Origin of the sequence: Acetitomaculum ruminis DSM 5522 (assembly GCF_900112085.1) — a bacterium.
Taxonomy (GTDB): Bacteria; Bacillota; Clostridia; order Lachnospirales; family Lachnospiraceae; genus Acetitomaculum; species Acetitomaculum ruminis.
Map to the genome: position 1 here is coordinate 49,934 of NZ_FOJY01000016.1, position 22,627 is coordinate 72,560.

A 22,627-nucleotide genomic window follows, 5' to 3' on the forward strand; every position below is an offset into this window, starting at 1 on the left:
TTAGATAGAGAAATAATTAAATCGATATTTATTCTAACAGTTGCAAAAAGCCATAGTAAGTCCCCCTAGGGGATGAATTTTTATAAACATACATAAAAAACCAAAATTGTCGATATCAACCTTGAAAAAGAAAGAAAATGATTGTAAAAAATTGCCTCGGAGGTTTTAAGGATGACATTTTTTAATTATTTTTATCTTGATAATGAAAAAGACATAGTTGTAGAACTTTATAAAGAAAAAGACAGGATGTATTTCAGGCTTAAAACCCCTAATCATCATAGCGGAAATCTCATCAGAAATCTGGCAAGAGTATGTGGATTGGAACTTTCTAAGGATGAAGAAGGTCTTTTTTGTATAAAAGGAGAAATTCCCTGTTTTATTGATGGAAACAATGAAGAAGTTTATATTTTCAGATTGAAAAACATAAAAACCGCAGAGATTTTTCCAGATGGAAGGGTTGATATAAAAGCTTCCATTCCCGCCATTGCAAAAACCTTAATGAGTCAGACAAGAGATTATAAGCTTGATTTGTCAAAAACAGTATTTCGAACCTATGTAAAAAAAGATGTGAAGTTTCACAGTGATCTTCATACCCATATGAGTGGAAATATAAAAGCAGATATATTAATTGCCCTGGGTATTTATCATCAGATAAGATATCCTCTTTATTACATAAAAAAGCTTAATTTAAAGCTTACAGATGAACAGTTGGCCCCTCTTTTTTCCCAAAGACACAGGGTGGAAAAGCAGTTTGTTTCCTCAGGACTTAAAGGAAAATATCTTGACAGGAAAATTGATGATAATACCTTTATTAATTTTGCGGATTTAATTTTAAATAATCTTAATAATGCCAGAGAAAATATAGCAAAAATCAGAAATTCCCTGGTGATTTTAAAGGATGGACAGGCTGTATTTACCAATTTGGAAAAGGTATATATCTACAGATATGTATTTACCAAAGGAGTGGAAAGTGAAGAAAAAATTCCTCTGGAATATATAGATGTAATTCCTGATATTGATGTAAGAAATGCTCTCTATCAGATGCAAAAGGACAAGGAAAACAAAGCCTATTGTAATAACAGCATTTATCAGGACATGCTTTTGTGGATAGCCAGAGGTTATAAAAAGCAGGGGGTTTATTATGTGGAAATAGCAGATACCACCCTGGTAAAAAAATACGAATCTGTACAGATGCTTGAAGAGGTTCATGCCATTATGCCGGAGATTTTTTATGAAACCGGAGTAATGATTCGTTTTCTGGCAGCCATGAGAAGAATACCACTAACCATTATTAAAGACCAGAAAACCCCAGCCGACTACCTAAGCCAGAATGTTCAGGTACTTAGGGCAGTGGCAATGGATCCTTATGTGGCAGGTTGTGATTTTGTAGGTGAAGAAATAAATGACATAATCACCTTAAAGCCTGTATTTAAGGAAATTGTAAAGATTTGTAAGAAGGATCCAAGCTTTGTAATAAGAGTTCATGCAGGGGAAAATGACAGCCAGAAGGATAATATTGCCCATAGTATAAAATGCGTCAAAGATTCTTTGGAACCGGGACAGAAAATGCCACAAATGAGGCTGGGACACGGATTATATACTTACAGTCTTCGCTCAAAAAAAGGTAAGGCGGTTTTAAAGGAATTAAAGGAAAACAATATAGTTTTAGAATTTCAGCTTACCTCAAATGTAAGATTAAATAATCTGAATTCACTGGAAAATCACCCACTAAAACAGTATTTACATCAGGGTATCAGCTGTGTTCAAGGTTCTGATGGAGCTGCTTTATATGGAACAAATTCTATTGATGAGGAGCTTTCTTTGGAAAAACTTTTGGAATTATCCCATGAGGATTTGCTGGCAATGAGAAATGCTGAAGAAAAAATTATTCAATTTTCTAAAAAGGCCTATTCCGATAAAAAATGGGATTTTCAGACATTATGTGCAGGAAGAAGCATAGAAGAAACCTTGTTGGAAGAAATGGATAAGGAATCAGGAAAAATAGAAGATATATCCATAAATCAAAGCAGAAAATATGACAGTTATAAAGAACTTAGAAGTCAGGTCAGACAACTTCCCTGGGACAGAATACCTCTTATCTTAATGGGAGGAAGTTTTAATACTGAAAAAAGAGTTACAAGAGTAAAAGAGGAAGGTTTGGCTTTGTTAAAAGAATTAATGGATAATTTACCTCCGGAAGAAGTGTTTTTTGTAATAGGAAATAAATTATCAGGATATGAAAAATATCTTATAGATAATAATAAGGGAAGATTTGAAATATATGCAGTGGTTCCTTCCCATATTACAGAGGCGGAAAAGAAAAAATTAGAAGCAGCAGGGGTATTTATAAGAGTATCCCCGGAACAGGAGGGAATGGGAATCTATAAAAGCTTTAATTATGAAATATTTGAAAGAAGACCTTCCATTGTAGCTGCTTTTGATGGCAATTCTGCTGGGGCAAATCTAATTCAGGAGGCAAAAAACGGAAAAGGAAGGGCAAAGATTCTGATTTGGGAAAAATCAAGAAATTTAAAGACGAAGGCGGAATCCTTAGAAGGCTATGTATCCATTTTCGGGGAAAATGAAAGCCTTAGTAAGAAAGTCTTAAAGATAATTAAAGCTTCTGAAGAAAAATAAAAAGATTAAATTTAAAGCGGGCATGTGGGATGTCCGCTTTAATTGGCTCATTGCCATTAAAAGGTAAGTAGATTATACTAACTATAACAAGTAAGTGATAATTAAATGATAGGAGATTTATATAAATGGCTACGAAGGGTGCGACAAAAGAAAAAACTAATGATATGGTTCATAAGCCAAAAAGATATAAGGTAATAATGCATAATGATGATTTTACAACCATGGATTTTGTTGTTGAGATACTGATAGAGATTTTCCATAAAAATCAGCTGGAGGCAGAAAATCTTATGATGTGTGTCCATAGACAAGGAAGTGCTGTAGTGGGAGTTTATCCTTTGGATATAGCAAGAACAAAAATAAATGACGCCACAAATCTGGCAAAACAAGAGGGATTTCCTTTTAAATTAACAATGGAGGAAGCGTAAAATGAATGTATCAAGAATAATCTCTGAAGTGCTGGAGCTGGCATTTAGTATAGCAAGAGAGAATAAATATGAATATATAACACCTGAGGTAATTTTGCTTGCTTTATGTAAAAAAGAACCTTTTATTGAGGCTTTTTTAAACTGTGGCGGTGATGTTGATGAATTGGAAAGGGATTTAAAGGAATATGCAGATGAATATCTGGTAGCGGACAATTTCAAAGAATCCCGGTTTTCACTGGAAACAGGACAGGCCATTGTTATGGCTGAGCAGTCGGCAAGGGGAAGTTCAAGGGGCTATGTGGATTTAGACCATTTAGTAAGCGGTATATGGAAATTAGAAGAATCAGATGCAGTTTATCTTATGGAAAAGCAGGGGGTTTTGGAGCTTGATATTTTAAGAGAACTTATAGAATTCACTGGAAATGATTCCGGAATTGCACCAGAGGTTTCAAAAGAAGAATCAAATGAAAGAAGCTTTGAAAAATATGCTCCTTGTATTAATGACCTTTTAGACAATGTTAATCCACTTATCGGACGAGAAAATGAGTTAGAAAGAACCATTCAGATTCTTTGCAGAAAAGATAAGAATAATGTTATTCACATTGGAGAACCCGGAGTGGGAAAAACTGCCATTACTTACGGTCTGGCAAAATTAATTAATGAAAACAAGATACCCTCATCCCTTAAAGGTGCAAAAATCTACGCCTTGGATTTAGGAAGCTTACTGGCAGGAACCCAGTATCGGGGTGACTTGGAAAAGCGTTTAAAGAAAATGCTTGATGAAATAAGTAAAGAAGAAAATCCTATTATTTACATAGATGAGATTCATAATCTTGCAGGAGCCGGAGCAGTAGGTGAAGGCTCTTTTGATACCTCAAATATGCTAAAACCCTATCTTGCAAAGGGCAGTATCAGGTTTATAGGAGCTACCACTTTTGAAGAATATAAGAGATATTTTGAAAAAAACAAAAGTCTTGTAAGACGCTTTCAAAATGTTGAAATAACAGAGCCTTCAGTAGAAGAAACAGTAGAAATTTTACAGGGATTAAAGTCAAAATATGAGGCTTATCACAAAGTAAAATATAAAAAAGGTGTTCTTGAATATGCCGTAGAAATGAGCAAAAAATATATCAATGAAAGGTTTTTACCTGATAAGGCCATTGATTTAATAGACGAGGCAGGAGCCTACAGAAAAATACATCCTTTAGAACAAAAGGTTCAAAGTGTGGGCAAGGACATTATTAATGAAATCCTCACAAAAATATGCCGTGTTCCAATTGAGGCTACTTCACAACAGACAAACAAAAACCGATTAGTTACTTTAGAAAAGAGAATGCTATCAAAAGTATTCGGACAGGATGAAGCAATAACTCAGGTGGTAAATGCCATTAAATTTTCCAAGGCCGGACTTTTAGAAGATAATAAACCTTTATCAAGCTTTTTATTTGCAGGTCCTACCGGTGTGGGAAAAACCGAGATTGCTAAGACTTTGGCAGAAGAACTGGGAGTAAAACTTGTGCGTTTTGATATGAGTGAATATGAAGAAAAACATGCAGTTTCCAAACTTATAGGTTCTCCGGCAGGATATGTAGGCTATGAAGATGGAGGATTGTTAACGGAGTCCATCAGGAAAAATCCCTCTTGTGTTTTATTGCTTGATGAAATAGAAAAGGCTCATCCTGATATTTTTAATATTCTTTTACAGGTAATGGACTATGCCACACTTACTGATAATCAGGGAAGAAAGGCAGATTTTAGAAATGTTATTATAATAATGACTTCAAATGCGGGAGCCAGCAAACTTGGAGGTCACTCTATAGGCTTTGGAAGTAAGGATAAAACCATGAGTGTAATATCCGAAGAAGTTAAAAGAGTATTTACTCCGGAATTTAGAAATAGACTTAATAAAATTGTTGTATTTTCTTCCATGACTGAAAAAATGGGAAAAATGGTAGCTAAAAAGAAGCTTTCGGAATTGGCAGTCCTTCTTGATAAAAGAAATGTGGAGTTAAAATATACCCCAAAGGCCATAGAGCTTCTTTCAAAAAAAGGTACCAGTAAGGAGTATGGTGCCAGAGATATGGATAGAATAATACAAAATGAGATAAAAACTCTTTTAGTAAATGACATATTGTTTGGAAGCCTTAAAAAGGGAGGAAGCCTGACTCTTGATGTAAAAGAAAATTGCTTTGTGGTAAAAAAATAAATGACTGATTATAAAAAGGGGAGATAGAGAGTATGCCAGTGTATCGTTTGCCAAAAAAAGAAATCACCTTTCCCCTACCGGAAATGGCAGAAGAAAGCGGACTTTTAGCAATAGGGGGAGATTTGAGTCTGGACAGGCTTTTGCTTGCTTATTGTAACGGAATATTTCCATGGTACAATCCCGGCGATGAAATAATGTGGTGGTGTCCCGGCAGGCGGTTTATTATAAGACCTTCTAAAATACACATATCCCATTCCATGAAAAAATTCATGAAAAAACATGAGACTAAAATAGTTATAAACAGGGATTTTAAGGAAACAATGCACCGTTGCAGGTTAAAAAGAGAATTTAATGAAGGTACCTGGATAGGTGATGACATGGAAGATGCTTACTATAAGCTTTTTAAAGCAGGATATGCCACCAGCGTAGAAAGCTTTATAGATAATAAGCCGGCAGGAGGTCTTTACGGCGTGGCCATTGGAAGATGTTTTTTTGGAGAAAGCATGTATTCGGATATGGAAAACGGGTCAAAGCTTGCTCTTATTCTTCTGGCAAAAAAACTTGAAAAGCTGGATTATCAGATGATAGATTGCCAGTTTTACACAAAACACCTTGAAAGTATGGGGGGAGAATATATCTCCTTTGAGGAATATAAAAATCTATTGGATAAGGGAATAGGAAGTTTTTTTTAAACAGATTTTTTTTAGTAATAATCTTAATTTCACCATAAATATTAAAGACTTATAAATAATTCCAAAATTCTACAAAAAACAATCAAAGCATCCGAATAATACAGTGTAGGATATTATTAAGAAACCCTTTAGCTTCTTATTATTTGGAGAGGTGTAAATATGGATTACGAAGAATTTTTGGATATGTTTTCATTTTGGTTTGAGGAATCGCCAATATATGAGCAAAGACATTATGAATATAAAATATTTACAGACGGATATAAAGGTCAAAACGAACAGGAAAGAAAAATGATTCGAAATCATAATTCTGTCTGTAATAAATCAGATTCTGACACCATGATAGGGGATATTTTTTTTGTAGATCTTGGAGAAGTAAGTGAAAGTGTTAAAATAATGCTGAAATTTGATTTGGAACTTTTATTTGAAGCCTATGAAATTGACGGCTGGGATTTGGTTTGGAAGGTTGTAGGAGAATTAATTGATGAAAGATTTGCCAAAACCGAAGAGTCAAAGGTTCCAAAATTAATCAGAGAATCTTATGATTATGACAGGATTAAGGATTATTTAAAGCTTTCAATGGTGAATTATGATGATAATAAAAACAAACTGTCAAATGTTATATATAAAAGAATAGGTGACATGGCGATAGTGCTTTATATGTGTGAATACCTTCCTGAACTGGAAATGGACATGAAGTATTCTCTTTCAGAGGAATATATGAAATTCTGGAAGCTGTCAAAGGATGAGATTTTTCATGCGGCATTGTTAAATACCTATATGAATGCTCTTCCAAGGATGTATACCGACAGCGAATATCATCTTATGTGCATAGATGACAGTCCACGAAGATATGATCAGGGAGCTTATATGTCAATAGGTTCGGAAATAACTTTTGATAAAGAGGAAAATTATCGTTTTACCACGGTTAATCAGGAATACGGGGCAATAAGCTTCTTCTATCCGGGGATTCAGGAAAAACTCATGGAATTTGCAGGTGGTGATTTTTATGTTGTATTTGCTGATGAATATGAATTTAGAATCTATCCTGTAGATGGTCCCAAAAAACTGGATGAAATAAAAAAAGTAATTGAAAACAGATATGAAGAAGAACTAGATGAAGTACTTTCCAGGAAGATTTACAGATTTGATTCCAAGGAAAAAATGCTTTATGAAGTAGAAGAATAAAACGGGTAAAGAAGTATAAAAGCTTCTTACCCGTTTTTTTAGCGATTTTTTATCTTTAAACAGCCCTTTTTATTAAAAATAGAAAATATCTTTTTTGCCTTTGGTAAAGGAAGCTGAGCCAGAATAACTGCTACGAATACTAAAACACATCCTGCCAGTTCCTTAGGACTTAGGCTTTCCTTAAGGAAAATTGCACCAAATAAGGCTGCAAAAACTGATTCCAGACTCATAATTAAAGTAGCGATGGCAGGTGGGGTAAAGCCCTGGCCAATAATCTGGAAAGTGTAACCTAAGCAGCTGGAAAGTATTGCTGCATAAAGGATTGTAAGTTTGGCATCCCATATAGATGAAATAGAAGGATTTTCAAAAATAAATGTCAATATGGCTGAAATAATACCTGCTATTAAAAACTGCACACAGCTCATTAAAACCCCGTCCAGACTTTTTAAGGAATAATGGTCCACTATGAGAATATGAAAAGAAAAACCAATGGCGCAAAAAAGACATAAAACATCTCCCGGTGAGATATCAAAGCCTTCCTTTACGCATAATAAATAAAATCCGGTAATTGCTAAAAACAGGCAAAAAACAATGGATTTTTGAAGAGGCTTTTTAAGAAATATTCCAAGTATGGGAACTATTACAATATACAAAGCTGAGATAAATCCTGTCTTTCCTGCTGTAGTCATTGTAAGACCGATTTGCTGAAAAGCTCCTGCAAAACCAAGAACAATACCGCAAAAAACTCCTCCCATAAGGGAATTTTTATTCATAATGGCAATTTCTTCTTTGTTTTTTGGATTATCCTTTAAAGATTTTTTTCTAAAAAAAACAACTATGGGAATCATAACAAAAAATGCTATGAAATGCCTTGCCATATTGTAGGTGAAAGGACCTATATAATCCATACCCTTACTTTGGGCTACAAAGGCAAGTCCCCATATAATAGCTGTGGTTAAAAGCAATAAGCTGCCCTTTATCTGTCTTTCCATTTTTATCTCCGTTTAAAAATTTTTTATTAGTGACTGACACCTATCTTACAACAATTTTGTCAAAAAGAAAAATCATTAATTTAAATAAATAATAAATTATCTAAACAACTTAAGAAAAAAATTATACAAAACTTTATTTTTATCAATAAAAACAACTAAAATTTGAGTATAATATGATATAATGCTTATTAGAGTTTTTTTCTTTTTTTGTCATAAAAATCTTGTCTTTAGACTAAAAATAAGGAGTGGTGTAAAAAATAAATAATGCTTATTTATTATTCAAGGGGAGAAATGAATAATAATAAATTTTTAACAGGCTAAAACCCAAGGGCCTTACATAATACTTGGGTAAGTTTATAATTCGGGAGTTTTCCCGGGAAAGGAATATTATTAATAATGAAAATCTTAAATAACAAGACTATAAGATTTGCCATTCTTAGTCTTTTTATGGTTTTGGGACTGATGCTAAGTCCAAATGCAAAAAACATTACATTGGCATCGCCGGCAGATTCCCAGGTCATAAATGCTAAAGAGCAAACAGAAAACACCTGTGGCGAGGGACTTACCTATTCAATTAGTGAAGATGGAGTTCTTACCATAACAGGAAGCGGAGATATGAACAGCTACGCTAATATGTCCTCAAAAAGGGCACCTTGGTATGGAAATCTGGAAGATATTAAAGAAGTAGTAATTACAGGTGGAGTAAACTCTATTGGAAGCTATGCCTTTAATGATTTAAAAAATCTTACTAAAGTAACTTTATCCGATACAGTAACAACTATCGGAACATATGCTTTTAGAAATTCCGGAATTACAGAATTTGAAATTACTGAAAATATAAGCACTATCGGAAAAAATGCTTTTGATAGTTGTAAAAGTCTTACCAAAGTTACAATTCCAAAAACTTTAACAAGCCTTCCGGAAGGACTTTTTAACGGATGTAGCGCATTAGAGACAGTTACATTGCCTTCAGGCATAAAAGAAATTTCAAAAAACTTATTTAGTGGTTGTAGCGCTCTTTTTGAAGTAATTACAGAAGGTGAAATTGAAACCATTGGAGATACAGCTTTTAAGGGATGTGGTTTTGAAAAAGTTACAATTCCAAAGTCTGTAACCTCCATAGGAAACGATGCCTACTGTAATTGTACAAAACTTAAAGAAGTAGTAATAGATGCTGACAATGCTACCTATGTAACTACCGCAAGAACTACAGGACTTTTTTCCGGTTGTATCGCTCTTGAAACAGCTACAATTAATTCAAATGCCATTCCTACAAAGGAATTTACAGGATGTGCAGCACTAAAAAATGTAACAATTAAAGAAGGTATTACAGAAATAGAAAGCAGTGCTTTTGAAAACTGTGCTGCACTTAAAAGCATTAAGCTTCCTGAAAGCCTTAAAAAAATAAGCGGTTCAGCCTTTAAGGCATCAGGGCTTGAAGAAATTACCATTCCGGCTAATGTTACCTGCGAAGCTAATAAAGAAGACAAAAATACCGGTATTGCAACTTATGCCTTTGCAAAATGCAATCAGCTTGAAAAGGTAATATTTTCAGAAGGATGTTACAGTGTTCAAGGTTATGCCAGCTCAAATGCCTCATATATGACCTTTGATGATTGTGCAAATTTAAAGACAATAGAAATACCTGCCAGTATGAAGTCGTTTATCGCTTACAACTTCAGAAAGAGCATTTCTCTTGAAAAAATTGTAGTAGATGAGAAAAGTGAAAGCTTTATCTTTGAAAACGGCTTATTAATGGATAAAAACAAGACTGAAGTAATTCTTGCCACAAAATCAGAGGGAAAAGTTGTAATTCCTGCTACTGTAAAGAAAATCGGAACTCATGCATTCCAGTACAATTTTCTTACACAAGCGGTACTTCCTGATGGACTTGAAACCATAGATACTTACGCTTTTGACAGCTGTACAAATATGCAAAAGGTAAATCTTCCGGATTCCCTTAAAGAAATCTCACAAAATTCCTTTTCAAACAGTGGAATTTTAGAAGTAACCATTCCTGCAAATATTACACAACTTCAAAAGAATACTTTTAATGGTTGTGGAAATTTAAAAAAGGTATATATACCTGATAGTGTAACAAGTACCGGAACTCATGTATTTGCTAATTGCAGCAGTTTAAGTGAAGTAAGATTACCGGAAAATATGTCCACTATAGCATCTTCACTTTTCTTAAACTGTACTTCCTTAAGAAGCATATACCTTCCTTTAAGCGTTAAAATCATTGATACCAACGGTTTTAAAGGAAGCACTAATCTAAGCTATGTATACTATGCGGGACAAAAAAGCGATATTACAGTTAAAACTGCAAAAGATGATATTAATAATGCCCTATGGATTTATGGCTATAAGGGAACTGATGAAAACCTTGAAAAAGCAACAGTTTCTTCAATATCTGCTTCAAATAATTATGCACAAAATGATACACCTGAAAACTTGTCAGTTACAGTAAATTCACTGGCTAAAGAAGGAGAAAATGAGCAATTTTGCTTTACATGGTTTAAAAATGATAAAAACAGCAACGAAGGCGGAGTTGTTGTAAAAACAATACTTAGCCAGGACGGACTTACTGCTTCTTGCACTCCGGATACCAAAGATGTGGGAACTAACTTTTACTATGTTTCCATAGTCAGGGTGGTAAACGGATATGCAGCTAAGGTTGTTGTATCAGAACCTGTAACCATTACCGTTAAAATGGCAGGACTTGAAGGGGAAGGAACTGAGAAAAATCCGTTTTTACTTAAATCTCAGGAGGATTTAAATCTTATTTCAAGCCAGGTTAAAGCTGGAAATAATCTTAGCGGAGTTTACTTCGCCTTTGCAAATGACATAAGCCTTGATGAAAACTGGGAACCAATCGGCGCTTTAAAAGAAGGAAAAACCAGCGCAAATTCCGGAAAAGATATGTTAGCCTTTAGCGGATGTATAGATGGTGCAAATCATACCCTTACAATAGCTAAAGGAGGTTTGCCACTTCTTAATTATGCAAGAACCGCCCAGGTTAAAAATTTAAATATCTATGGTGAATACATAAAAAGTAGTGGATTATTAAATAATTATGTTATAGATTACGGCACAGAAGACAGTGCAGATATATATGGCTCAGGGGTACCTTCTACTTTAGAGGTAAACAATGTTACCATAAAATCAGGAACAGTTATTAAAGAAAGCGGTTTTGCTGATGGATACGCATCAGGAATGAACCTTATTAACATTACAAACTGTACTGTAGAAAAAAATGTAAAAATTGGATACGATGCAGAGGCAAATGCCCCTACAGCCAGGGATACTCTTACAGCAGTAGGTTCCTTTGGTGGAAGATTTAACGGACATATTACAAATTCAGTAAGTTATGCTGATGTTTATGGTAGAAACTATGTAGGAGGTCTTACAGGAAGAAAAGGCCAGGCCATGGGCGATTTTGTTATTACCAACAGCAGTTTCCATGGAAATGTAATAGCAACAGGTGATTACGCAGGAGGTATCACAGGTGCCGGTTATCCGGATGGTTCAGCCCCAAATACCAGATGTGCGGATATTAGAAACTGCTACAGTGATGGAAATATCAGTGGAAATGACTATGTAGCAGGTATTATTGGCGCAGAACCGGTAATTTCTCAATGCTGGTCAAACGGTATTGGATACATCTGTAACAATGTTTTCTATGGAAAGCTTACTGCAACAAAAGAAAATGCCCACATGGGAGGAATTATTTCCTACATTAAATCCCTTAATATTTATACTAATGTGGACAATAACTATTTCACAGTTGATTGTGGTGCCCAAAAAGGAATTGGTTCAGTTTTATATGTGGATACAAAGGCTTCCCATGAAAATACTCAGGGAGTAATTTACTTTAGCACTGAAAATACAGCAGCCGGATGCCCTGAGGTTTACGGATGTTCCTGGAGAATCAACCATAACAGAAATGATGACCCGTTAGGTGCAGATGCAAATAAGCTTACAAAGCAGGTAACTAAAGAAATCTTAACAAATGGAAGTCTGGTAAATGCCTTAAATGAAGGTGAATACAGCTCTCACAACTGGGTTCAGGGTGAAAACGCACCAAAATTAAGTGATAGTCCTGTTATTTACAAATTAGAAATATCCGGAGATTACAAGAAAGAATATACCACCGGTGAAGACTTTGACTTAAGCGGAGCTGTTGTTAAAGGATATGTCAGTGACGGAACAGTAAAAGATATTCCTGTAAAAGATATCACTGTTAAAGGATATGATAAAAATACAAAAGGACAGCAAATTGTTACTCTTAATTACAATGGGCTTAGTCTTAATGTAACAGTTACCGTAGTAAAACCTGCAGTAAAAACTATTAAGGTTCATTTCGTGGTTTACGGAGATGATATTCACGGTGGAAGTGAAGAAGATGAAAATATTCATACCTACAGCAAGAGAAATTTAAAAATCTGGCTTGAAGATGAGGAATATGAAATTCCAGAAAACAAAACCGTATGGGATCTTATGGCTGTAGTAATGGAAAAACATTCCAATATTGTTTTTAACAGCAAGAATAACACCGGAGATTATGTACATTCAGTAACCTTTAACGGTATTGAGTTAGGGGAATTTGATAATGGACAAAATTCCGGATGGATGTATATTGTAAACGGCAGTTATCCGGGAGTAGGTGTAAATGCTAAGTACATTGAAGACGGTGACCAGATAATATTCCATTATACGGATGATTTCACAATAGAGGATGAAGAGTATGTTGTAAATGAGGCAAAGAAAAATGCCATTACAGAACTTGAAAATTATTATAACTATGATGACTACAGAATAGAAGAAATAGAAAAAATCAAAAGCATAGTTAAAAATGCAAAAGAAGCCATTAACGCAGCTTCAACTCACAAAGCCGTAGCTGTAGCCTTAGAAAGTGCGAAAAACTCTATTGATAAGCTAAAGACTGATGCTCAATATAATGCTGAAGAGCTTGTAGTTATAAAAGATGAAGCTAAAACTGAAATAGGCAGTTATGCTGATTTAAGTAAGTACTTAAAAGAACAGGCTGCTAAGGTTGAAGAAATTATTAATACAGCTCTTAATAGTATTGATGCTGCCACAGAGGAAGAAGAAGTAGAAAAAATCTTATCAGATGCAAAGGAAGCTATTGACAAGATTAAAACCACAGAACAATTAAACAATGAAGCCCTAGAGCTGGCAAACAGTGCATATGAGCTTACTCTTGCTTCAAAAGATATTGCGCAGGATGCCATAAAATCAGCAAATCAGGCAGTTAATAATGCTAACAAGGCCAAATCTGAGGCACAAAAGAAGGTTAAAACAGCAGGTGATGCGGCAGTAAAATCAGCAGCTAATTATAAACAACTGGCATTAAAGGCAGTTAAGGCAGAAAAAAATGCCCTTTCAAAGGCTAAAGTTTATAAAGAAGCTGCTCAAAGTGCAAAAAATGCTGCCGAAGCTTTATTGAAGCTTGTAACTAAAGAAAATGAAGAAAAGGCCAATGAATTAAATACAATAGCAAATAATCTTTTAGTGAATGCCACTACACAGCTAAACAAGGTTACAGAAGCTAAAAATAAGGCTGATTCAGCTTATAATGCAGCAGTTAAGCTTTATAATCAGGCTGTAAAAGACAGAAATCAAAAGAATACACTCATTAAAAGAGCAAAAGCCAAAAAGGTAAATCTTACAAAGGTTTCCATATTAAAAGGAAACAGAGCAAGCATACAATGGAAGAAAGTTTCAGGTGTAAGCGGATATGAAATTCAATATTCATTAAGTTCAAGTTTTAAAACAGCAAAGAAATTTGAAACCAGAAATATTTTAGTAAAAGCAAGTGAAGTTAAAAAGACTCTTTCAAAACTTAAAAACAATAAGAAATACTATGTAAGAGTAAGAACTTACAAGGTAATAGATAAAACAAAGGTTTACGGAAAATGGTCAGCAAAAAAGGCTTTTACAGCAAAAAAATAAAATTATAGCTTAAAATAAAAGAAGGCTAAAGACCTTGTCCGGGTCTTTAGCCTTTTAATATTTGTAATTTATTTAGTATCAGAAGTTTCTTGTGTTTTGGCATCAGAAGCTTCTTCTATGTGATATTCTTCAAAATTTTCAAAAATAACTTTTGCACATACAAGTTTTACACAGACTGTAAAAAGGGAGGCAGCTGTTTTTAAATCATCTAAAGTCGGATAGGTAGGTGCAATACGGATATTATTGTCATTAGGATCTTTATGATATGGCCAGGTTGAACCGGCAGGAGTAAGTTTAACACCGGCTTTATTAGCCTTATCAACAATTTTTTTTGCAGTACCTTTAAGGGAATTAAAACTTATAAAATAGCCTCCGTTTGGTTCGGTCCATTCTGCAATATCCAATCCTTCAAGATTTTCTCTGAAAATTGTTTCAACAGCTTCAAATTTTGGACGGATAACATCTGCATGTTTTCTCATATGCTCCACCATTCCGTGAATATCTCCGAAAAATCTTACATGACGAAGCTGGTTAACCTTATCATGACCAATGGTCTGCTGTCTAAGTTGTTCCCTAATATCTTCAAGATTGTTAGGGCTTGTGGCTATAGCTGCAATTCCGCTTCCCGGGAAGGTGATTTTAGAAGTTGAGGAAAATTTGTAAACCAGGTCAGGATTTCCTGCTCTCTTACATTCTGCAAGGATTTCAATAAGATAATCCTGATGATCGTCATATAAATGATGAACCCCATAAGCATTGTCCCAGTAAATCCTAAAGTCCTTGGCAGCAGGTTTAAGTCTTGCAAATCGTCTTACAGTTTCATCATTATAGGAATAACCCTGAGGATTTGAATATTTAGGAACGCACCAGATTCCTTTTATTGACTCATCTTTAGCTACCAAGTCCTCAATCATATCCATATCAGGACCTTTTTTTGACATAGGAACAGGAATCATTTCAATTCCAAAATATTCTGTAATGGCAAAGTGTCTGTCATATCCAGGAACCGGACAAAGCCATTTTACCTTGTCAAGCTTACACCATGGAGTATTTCCCATGACACCTTGAATATAGGAACGGGCAATCTGATCATACATAACATTAAGAGAAGAATTACCATAGATAAGGATATTGTCAGGATTATTTTCCATCATATCTCCAATAAGAACTCGCGCTTCATGAATACCTTCAAGTACACCGTAATTTCGACAGTCTGTTCCGTCTTCACAGGAAAGATCGGCTTCTGAATTAAGGGCATCCATCATTCCCATGGAAAGATCAAGCTGTTCAAGACAAGGTTTTCCACGGCTCATGTCTAATTTCAGTTCAAGTCCCTGGTATTTTTTATACTTTTTACGTAATCTTTCAATTTCAGCCGAAAGCTCGTTTTTTGACATTTTTAAGTACGATTTCATTTTTTTAGTTCCTCCTTTGACCTGATACAATTGAATTATTTATCTTTGAAAGTTGCAAAAATAAATTTATTATGGTTATTAATAATACTAATCAAGGATATTTTTAAATCTGTTTGTTATGTAATACATAAACAATCTTAAATCACTAAAAAGGCGATTAATTGCCTTTTATGAAATGGTTGTCAGGGGACTTGATTTGTTAAAATATCCCTGTCCTATATAGAATGCTCAAAAATATAATTTTTAAAATAAGGTTATATTTTGCATAAAATAATTATGAAGCCGTCATAATTATATCGTAATTAATTTTGCAAACCAAAATATATTATAGCAAATTTTAAGAGCAATTTATAATTATTCAGTAAAAATATGGAGATAATAGACATATTTCTACTATTTACATTAAAAATAGGGTCAAATCATCGGTTTAATTGGATAAAGTGCTAAATTAATGATGTGAAAAAACAAAGACAGACCTTATTATTGCCCAATATAGACATAAAAAGGTAAACAATTAAAGCCGATATTATATTTGTGAAAAAAATAAAAAAACAATAAGAACATAAAGAAAACTTAAGAAATTCCTAAAAAATTAAGAGGATAATAATTATCAGACTAAGATGTTTTTGGGTTTAAATAGATATAATTGTTACTATTAGCTGGAAAAGAGGTTTGCATGAAGGAGATTATTTTAAATAATGGAGTTACCATTCCAAGTATTGGCTATGGAACATATAAAACTACAGATGGCAGCAGCTATTTTAATATATTAGATGCCATAGATGTGGGCTATCGTCATTTAGATACTGCAAAAGTATACAATAATGAAGAAGAAGTGGGAATGGCTGTTAGAAAAAGCAGGATTCCAAGAAAAGACTTTTTCATAACATCAAAGCTTGACAGAAAATGTCTGGGGTATGAAAGTGCAAAATACGAATTTAATAAAAGTCTTGAAAGGTTGCAGATGGATTACATTGATTTATATCTTCTTCACTGGCCAAGAACAGACTATGGAAAAGAGGGCTTTGATGACTGGAAAGAACAGGATATAGGAGCCTGGAAGGCTTTGGAGGAGCTTTATCATGAAGGAAAAGTAAGGGCTATAGGGGTAAGTAATTTTCTTCCTCATCATCTGGAAAATCTTATGAATTATGCCAATGTAATTCCTTGCATAAATCAATTAGAGCTTCATCCGGGATACCTTCAAATTGAGGCAGTAGAATACTCCAAAAAACTGGGAATAGCTCTGGAAGCCTGGAGTCCCATGGGAAGAGCAAGATTATTAAAGAATGAAACAATAGTAAATATGGCAAAAAAATACGGAATATCACCGGCCGTTTTATGCCTTGCATTTTGCCTTCAGATGCAATTTATAATACTTCCAAAATCTTCAAATAAAGAAAGAATGATAGAAAACTTAAGTGCCCTGGGAACAATAATCTCACCGGAAGATATGAATACATTAATAAGTATGCCTCAGTCAGGCTGGTCAGGAGAACATCCTGACAAAAAAAGAGTAAGATTAGAAAGTGCATTAGTTTAAAATAAAAAGCTAAATCCCCTTTGTGAGATTTAGCTCTTTTCATTATAGATATTTCTACAGCTGGTTAAGTCATTTCTCATAGATTAAACAAAATAATCTTCTTTCTTTTTTTCCTTAAACATAGTAATATTTACAGGGTATATATAAAGGAAATATGAACGCAGTGTAAGCAATCCCCCGCTTCAAAAGCGTAAGCTTTAAGCGGGGGTATAAGCTTACTAGTGTCAGAAGGGGGTAACCCCCCTTCTGACAGGTGGAACAAAGTGCCACTGCATTCACTAAAAAAAGCAAAGCGGATTTAAGAATGTCCGCTTTATAGTAGGAGAAATATTATGACTAGAGAAAAACTGGGAAGCAGATTAGGTTTTATACTGCTTAGTGCAGGTTGCGCCATTGGAATCGGAAATGTATGGAAATTTCCTTACATGGTGGGACAATACGGCGGCGGAATATTCGTTTTGATTTATTTATTGTTTTTGGTAATATTAGGCGTTCCTGTTATGGTAATGGAGTTTTCAATGGGAAGAGCAGCCAGAAAAAGTCCCGTGAAAATTTATCAGGAAATAGAGAAAAAAGGTTCAAAATGGCATATCCACGGCTATATTTGTATGCTTGGAAACTACCTTTTAATGATGTATTACACTACAGTTGCAGGCTGGATGATACAGTATTTTGTAAAAATGGCAAAGGGTGATTTTGCAGGAAAAAAAGCTGAGGACATCGCCCTTATTTTTTCAGACTGCCTGTCAGATCCACTGATTCAGGTATCAGCTATGGCAGTGGTAGTTGCTGTGGGATTTTTTATAAATTCAAAAGGCTTACAAAACGGACTTGAAAGAATTACAAAAATAATGATGGCAGTACTTCTTTTGGTTATGGTGATTCTGGCCATAAACAGTTGCCTTATAAAAGACAGCTATGAAGGTCTGGAGTTTTATTTAAAACCTTCCCTTAAAAATATAGAAGAAATAGGATTATTAAAGGTTATTGCAGGGGCCATGAACCAGGCTTTCTTTACCTTAAGTTTAGGAATAGGAGCCATGGCAATATTTGGAAGTTACATTGATAAAGACAGAAGTCTTTTGGGAGAATCCTTAAATGTTGCCCTTTTGGATACCTTTGTGGCAATAGTATCCGGGCTTATTATATTTCCTGCCTGTTTTGCCTACGGTGTAGAACCTGATGCGGGACCAAGCCTTATTTTTATAACTCTACCAAATATTTTTAATCATATGAATTTTGGAAGGGTATGGGGAACATTATTTTTTATCTTTATGACTGTGGCTGCTTTTTCCACAGTTTTAGCCGTATTTGAAAATATAATGGCATGTACAATGGATTTGTTTGGATGGAAAAGAGGAAAAAGTGCCCTGATAAATGGAATAGTTTTATTTATATTATCCTTACCTTGTGCTTTGGGATTTAATCTTTTATCCTTTTTTGAGCCTTTTGGAAAGGGCAGTAATGTACTGGATTTTGAGGACTTTTTAGTAAGTAATATACTTTTACCGGGAGGTTCCCTGGTATTTATTCTCTTTTGTGTCAGCAGATACGGATGGGGCTGGAAAAACTTTGTAAATGAGGCAAATGAAGGAAAAGGAATAAAGACAGCTGATTGGATGAGACCTTATATGACTTATATATTGCCTGTATTAGTTGGTATAATTTTAGTCCTTGGAATTGTAGAAAAAATGTAATGCAAATCTTAAAAAAGATAAAAATTTGCCTTTTTGATAAAAAAACTTAAAAATTTAGCATAAAGTACCCTAGGGGGGTTTTGTTAAATAAGGAGATTTGGTTTATTATTATATCCGTTGACAAAATTAACAAGGTATGTGGCTTAGATTTAAAAATGACATTATTTATGGTTTTACTGTAATTAATGCCATTTTTTAGACGATGCTTATTTAAGGGCGATTACCCTTTTTGGAGGATATAATTTGAAAGAAAAAAAGACATTAGTTTTAACAGAAGGAAATATCTTTAAAGGCATTTTGTTTTTTGTACTACCTATTATAGCCGGTAGTCTTATACAGCAGCTTTATACCACTGCAGATGCCGTTATAGTAGGACAGTTTGTGGGAAAAAACGGTCTTGCGGCAATCGACAGTGTTCATACACTTTTTAAGTTTCCTATTAATTTTATGAATGGTCTTGCAGCAGGAGCTACCATTTTAATATCAGGATATTTTGGGGCTAAAAATATTAAATCTCTGGATTGTTCAGTTCGTACTGCTTTATTGGTTGCAATTATTCTGGGAATTCTAGCTACTATTGCAGGTGTTGTATTTTCACCTCAATTATTGGATATTATGTCAGTTCCAAAGGATATTTATCCAATGACCTTATCTTATTGCCGTTTTTATTTTGCAGGTATCTGGGGAATGATACTTTATAATATGGCATCGGGAATTTTAAGAGCCTTTGGGGATTCCAAAAGACCTCTTTATGTATTGGTAGTATGTTCTATAATAAATATCTCAGGGGACTTCTTACTGGTTGGAGTATTTAATATGGGAGTTAGCGGTGCAGCCATAGCAACCATGGTAGCCCAGATTGTAAGTGCCTTTTTAACTCTGATATTCGTTCAAAATACTTTTAAAGACCGTGGAGAAGGTAAAAAAACTATCTGGGGCTGGCATTTTTGTCAGGTTCATATGAAAAAAATGCTGGTAACAGGTTTTCCTTTGGCACTTCAGTCTATGCTTTTTCCAATAGCAAACTCTATAGTACAGGCAAGTGTTAATACCATGGGAACAGACTCTATAGCAGCCTGGGGAATATGTGATAAGTTAGATATGTTAATATGGCTTGTGGCAGATGCCATGGCACCGGCCATGACAACCTACACAGCCCAAAATATTGGTGCAGGAAGAAAAGACCGTGTTGTAAAAGGTGCTGTTATCGGCGCAGCCATGTCAGCTGTATGCGTTTTACTGATTAGTGTTGTTTTATTCTTTGGAACGGGATATATGGGATATTGGTTTGTTTCAGCAAAAGATGCCGTAACCATTGTGCCTATGGCTGCTTACTACATGAAAATGTTAGGACCGTTTTTTGTATTTTATTCCTTTGGAGAATCCTTCTCAGGAGCCTGCTGTGGAATGGGAGATACAGTAAAACCAATGATTGCAACTCTTTTATGTACCTGTCTTTTAAGAGTAGTATGTATATGGTTTGTACTTCCTATGTATAATTCAATGGAGTGTATCGCAGTGATTTACATTGCATCCTGGATAGTTACAGGACTTGCATTCATAGGAATGTTTTTATCAAAAAAGAAAAAATTACTGGCAGAATGCTAGGTTAAATACCAAAAAAGTAATGCCACCAGCCCGGAAGGCAACCCAAAAGCCTCGGAAAATCCGACTTTTAATGATTGACTTCAAAGCTGGTGGCATTTGAATTAAAATAAAAGGAAAAAGTAATTAACTAAAGTGCTTAGCATTTCTACTAAACACTTTAGTTAAAATGCTTTCTAAGTAATAAAAACTTCTTCCTCCCTATCTGCTGTAAATATAACTGACCCAATATCTGTCAATTATGTTAAAAGTGTCTCTTATGAAACAAAATATCTGTAAAAATACATTCTGTTACATATATCGACATTTCTCCAAAAAAAATAAGGTTATATTTGAATTAAACACATTGTAAGAAATCAACAAAGACAAAAGAACTGATAATCTTTTGTACTTTTGAATACAATAGCGGCTTTTTATACAGTAAAATATAAAAGATTATATAAATACCTAAAAAAATGACAGACCAAAAGTCTGCCATTTTAAAAAATCATAATTACAAATTTTCAAATTAGTAAAAGGATATACGAATCCTCTTATGGAGAACAATATTATTATACACTTTCATTAGTCTTATCAGACAATGAAAAAGCACTGACAATTCCTAAAACCAATAGTACAAGTGGAGTGATATCTACTAACATAAAACTATTATTAGAACCAAACAAATCAAAAAAGAAAGTAGTGATATTTTCGAAAAGTTTTATATTAGAATTTACAAAAATGTATCCTGAAAACATAATCAAAAATAAAAGATAAATTACAATACTAGCTATAATCAGTGCCCTAAAAATCTTTTTTTCACTCTTAACATGTATAAATTGTTTAAAAATTGCTCCAAAAGCAATACCGCTAATAAAAAATAGCAAAGGTTTTAATAGGATTTTGTATAGGGTAAGTTTGCTTGTGTCAAATTGTGTAAGACGAATCTGATTAGCTAAATTACTGGAAATAATTCCTACTACAACACATAAAACAACTGTAACAATTGAAATGGAACACTTTACAATTTTTCTTTGCATTCAAATACCTCCATTTAAAATAATTGACAAATACGTTCAAAGTTCCAAGTATGTTTGCCATTGTGAGTAAGTTTTAAAGTATAACAAGCTCCTAAAGCGCCGCCAAAACTTTTTTGAACATATTTCGTGTAACCAGTACTAAATGATTGGCTAGTATTTTTTACATATTTTGTAGTTGTTTGAGAAACAGGAGCACCTTTTCCAGAGACTCCACTACAACCGAATACTAGTTTTTGACTTTTTATTGATACGGAACAATCTAATATTTTGTTTGATACGGATACTCTGCTCAGAAGATATAATTTAAAACCATCATTAGTTACAATAAATAACTACTTTTGCATAAACTGATTTAGAACTGTCTTTACCGTCGTCAATCATGCTTCCTGAACCTAAAGTAGAATAAACTGGTTCCTTGGAATAATCTGCTGGATTAACTGAAATTTTGCTTACTGATACTTGAGCTACCAATGATTCATTATCACTACTATATGGTATCGGAAAAATTATATGTACTAATTAGTGATGGATTGGAATCTGGCAATTTTTGAGTCACCAATTTATTTTGGGATAGTGCTGAATTATTACAATCTAAAAATGTGTACAATTGTTCGGCGTCTAAAGATGAATTTTCATAATTGTTAATTAGTTTTTCATAATCAACATTGTCATTGTTTGAATTGGTAGACATTGTTGCTGCACTAGATATTAGACAATTTGCTAATGCAAAAGTTAATAATAAAATAGTTGCTAAAAATTTTTTTTTCATTTGTATTTCCTCCTTCAAAATGAATAATTATAATATAATGGTACCATAAAGTTAAAAAAAAACAATAATTTTTCATAAAATTATAAAATGTTATAAAATTTCATAATAAAATTCAAACATACTGGCAAAATATCTAGTAGTAGTTTCAAGTAATAATACATTTGTACTATTAAAAAATAAAAGTGTGTGATACAATCAATATATTGGGAATTAGATATAATATATTAATTAAACTAGTTTAGGATGGATATTAATATTGCAAAAATATTGAAGCAGTTTCCTGTGACAGAATATGACAGGCCTGGAAAGTGCCACTGCGTTCATGAGGAAGTAGCGAAGCGGATTCCGAATGTCCGCTTTACTTTTACCAAAATAGAAGGCTTAGGATAGCATAATTAAAGAAGGGTAACTTTTTTATGAAACAGTAAAGACAGATTTACAAGGTCTCCTTTAGTGTTTAAGAATA

14 protein-coding genes are annotated in these 22,627 nt (G+C 33.9%); 9 read left to right on the top strand and 5 right to left on the bottom strand.

Annotated elements, in window-relative coordinates:
• Positions 1–171 precede the first annotated feature (171 nt).
• From BM153_RS10555 to BM153_RS10575, 5 genes are all read left to right on the top strand, one after another.
• Complete coding sequence (locus BM153_RS10555; RefSeq protein ID WP_092873508.1) at positions 172–2,637, top strand: amidohydrolase family protein; 2,466 nt, start codon at positions 172–174, stop codon at positions 2,635–2,637.
• Positions 2,638–2,762: 125 nt separating this feature from the next.
• Complete coding sequence (locus tag BM153_RS10560) at positions 2,763–3,062, top strand: ATP-dependent Clp protease adaptor ClpS (RefSeq protein ID WP_092873510.1); 300 nt, start codon at positions 2,763–2,765, stop codon at positions 3,060–3,062.
• 1 nt (position 3,063) lies between these two features.
• Positions 3,064–5,268, top strand: coding sequence for an AAA family ATPase (locus BM153_RS10565; protein WP_092873512.1), 2,205 nt, complete (start codon positions 3,064–3,066; stop codon positions 5,266–5,268).
• A gap of 32 nt (positions 5,269–5,300) precedes the next feature.
• Positions 5,301–5,960 carry a leucyl/phenylalanyl-tRNA--protein transferase gene (gene aat / locus BM153_RS10570; RefSeq protein ID WP_092873514.1) on the top strand — a complete coding sequence of 220 codons (660 nt, stop codon included), beginning with the start codon at positions 5,301–5,303 and terminating at the stop codon, positions 5,958–5,960.
• A gap of 159 nt (positions 5,961–6,119) precedes the next feature.
• On the top strand, positions 6,120–7,145 hold the full coding sequence (locus BM153_RS10575) for a DUF5688 family protein (RefSeq protein WP_092873516.1): 1,026 nt from the start codon (positions 6,120–6,122) through the stop codon (positions 7,143–7,145).
• A 38-nt stretch (positions 7,146–7,183) separates the two neighbouring features.
• Here BM153_RS10575 and BM153_RS10580 read toward each other — a convergent pair whose 3' ends face one another.
• Complete coding sequence (locus BM153_RS10580) at positions 7,184–8,137, bottom strand: DMT family transporter (RefSeq protein WP_092873518.1); 954 nt, start codon at positions 8,135–8,137, stop codon at positions 7,184–7,186.
• Positions 8,138–8,533: 396 nt separating this feature from the next.
• Between BM153_RS10580 and BM153_RS10585 the strand changes: the two genes are divergently transcribed.
• Positions 8,534–14,113: a leucine-rich repeat protein gene (locus BM153_RS10585; protein WP_092873520.1), complete on the top strand. Its 5,580-nt coding sequence runs from the start codon at positions 8,534–8,536 to the stop codon at positions 14,111–14,113.
• Between the two features lie 68 nt (positions 14,114–14,181).
• Here the strand turns inward: BM153_RS10585 and BM153_RS10590 are convergent, their stop codons facing one another.
• Positions 14,182–15,528, bottom strand: coding sequence for an aspartate aminotransferase type Ic (locus tag BM153_RS10590; RefSeq protein ID WP_092873522.1), 1,347 nt, complete (start codon positions 15,526–15,528; stop codon positions 14,182–14,184).
• A 676-nt stretch (positions 15,529–16,204) separates the two neighbouring features.
• On the opposite strand from BM153_RS10590, the gene BM153_RS10595 reads away from it, so the two are divergent.
• The 3 genes from BM153_RS10595 to BM153_RS10605 all read left to right on the top strand — a co-directional run bounded on the left by BM153_RS10595 (position 16,205) and on the right by BM153_RS10605 (position 20,376).
• Positions 16,205–17,071 (top strand): aldo/keto reductase, encoded by an 867-nt coding sequence (locus tag BM153_RS10595; RefSeq protein WP_092873524.1) that lies wholly within the window; start codon positions 16,205–16,207, stop codon positions 17,069–17,071.
• Positions 17,072–17,403: 332 nt separating this feature from the next.
• Positions 17,404–18,768 (top strand): sodium-dependent transporter, encoded by a 1,365-nt coding sequence (locus BM153_RS10600; RefSeq protein ID WP_092873526.1) that lies wholly within the window; start codon positions 17,404–17,406, stop codon positions 18,766–18,768.
• 243 nt (positions 18,769–19,011) lie between these two features.
• On the top strand, positions 19,012–20,376 hold the full coding sequence (locus tag BM153_RS10605; protein WP_177205643.1) for an MATE family efflux transporter: 1,365 nt from the start codon (positions 19,012–19,014) through the stop codon (positions 20,374–20,376).
• Between the two features lie 548 nt (positions 20,377–20,924).
• On the opposite strand, the gene BM153_RS10610 is transcribed toward BM153_RS10605, so the two are convergent.
• The 3 genes from BM153_RS10610 to BM153_RS10615 all read right to left on the bottom strand — a co-directional run bounded on the left by BM153_RS10610 (position 20,925) and on the right by BM153_RS10615 (position 22,161).
• Positions 20,925–21,392, bottom strand: coding sequence for a hypothetical protein (locus tag BM153_RS10610; RefSeq protein ID WP_092873530.1), 468 nt, complete (start codon positions 21,390–21,392; stop codon positions 20,925–20,927).
• 315 nt (positions 21,393–21,707) lie between these two features.
• Entirely contained in the window at positions 21,708–21,863 is a 156-nt protein-coding gene (locus BM153_RS13740; protein ID WP_177205644.1) for a hypothetical protein, read from the bottom strand.
• A gap of 16 nt (positions 21,864–21,879) precedes the next feature.
• Entirely contained in the window at positions 21,880–22,161 is a 282-nt protein-coding gene (locus BM153_RS10615; protein WP_092873532.1) for a hypothetical protein, read from the bottom strand.
• Positions 22,162–22,627 lie beyond the last annotated feature (466 nt).

What these genes read in the sequence shown, in the direction of transcription:
- BM153_RS10555 (WP_092873508.1), top strand. Translation starts at nt 172, where the DNA reads ATGACATTTTTTAATTATTTTTATCTTGATAATGAAAAAGACATAGTT.
- BM153_RS10560 (WP_092873510.1), top strand. Translation starts at nt 2,763, where the DNA reads ATGGCTACGAAGGGTGCGACAAAAGAAAAAACTAATGATATGGTTCAT.
- BM153_RS10565 (WP_092873512.1), top strand. Translation starts at nt 3,064, where the DNA reads ATGAATGTATCAAGAATAATCTCTGAAGTGCTGGAGCTGGCATTTAGT.
- aat (WP_092873514.1), top strand. Translation starts at nt 5,301, where the DNA reads ATGCCAGTGTATCGTTTGCCAAAAAAAGAAATCACCTTTCCCCTACCG.
- BM153_RS10575 (WP_092873516.1), top strand. Translation starts at nt 6,120, where the DNA reads ATGGATTACGAAGAATTTTTGGATATGTTTTCATTTTGGTTTGAGGAA.
- BM153_RS10580 (WP_092873518.1), bottom strand. Translation starts at nt 8,137, where the DNA reads ATGGAAAGACAGATAAAGGGCAGCTTATTGCTTTTAACCACAGCTATT.
- BM153_RS10585 (WP_092873520.1), top strand. Translation starts at nt 8,534, where the DNA reads ATGAAAATCTTAAATAACAAGACTATAAGATTTGCCATTCTTAGTCTT.
- BM153_RS10590 (WP_092873522.1), bottom strand. Translation starts at nt 15,528, where the DNA reads ATGAAATCGTACTTAAAAATGTCAAAAAACGAGCTTTCGGCTGAAATT.
- BM153_RS10595 (WP_092873524.1), top strand. Translation starts at nt 16,205, where the DNA reads ATGAAGGAGATTATTTTAAATAATGGAGTTACCATTCCAAGTATTGGC.
- BM153_RS10600 (WP_092873526.1), top strand. Translation starts at nt 17,404, where the DNA reads ATGACTAGAGAAAAACTGGGAAGCAGATTAGGTTTTATACTGCTTAGT.
- BM153_RS10610 (WP_092873530.1), bottom strand. Translation starts at nt 21,392, where the DNA reads ATGCAAAGAAAAATTGTAAAGTGTTCCATTTCAATTGTTACAGTTGTT.
- BM153_RS10615 (WP_092873532.1), bottom strand. Translation starts at nt 22,161, where the DNA reads ATGAAAAAAAAATTTTTAGCAACTATTTTATTATTAACTTTTGCATTA.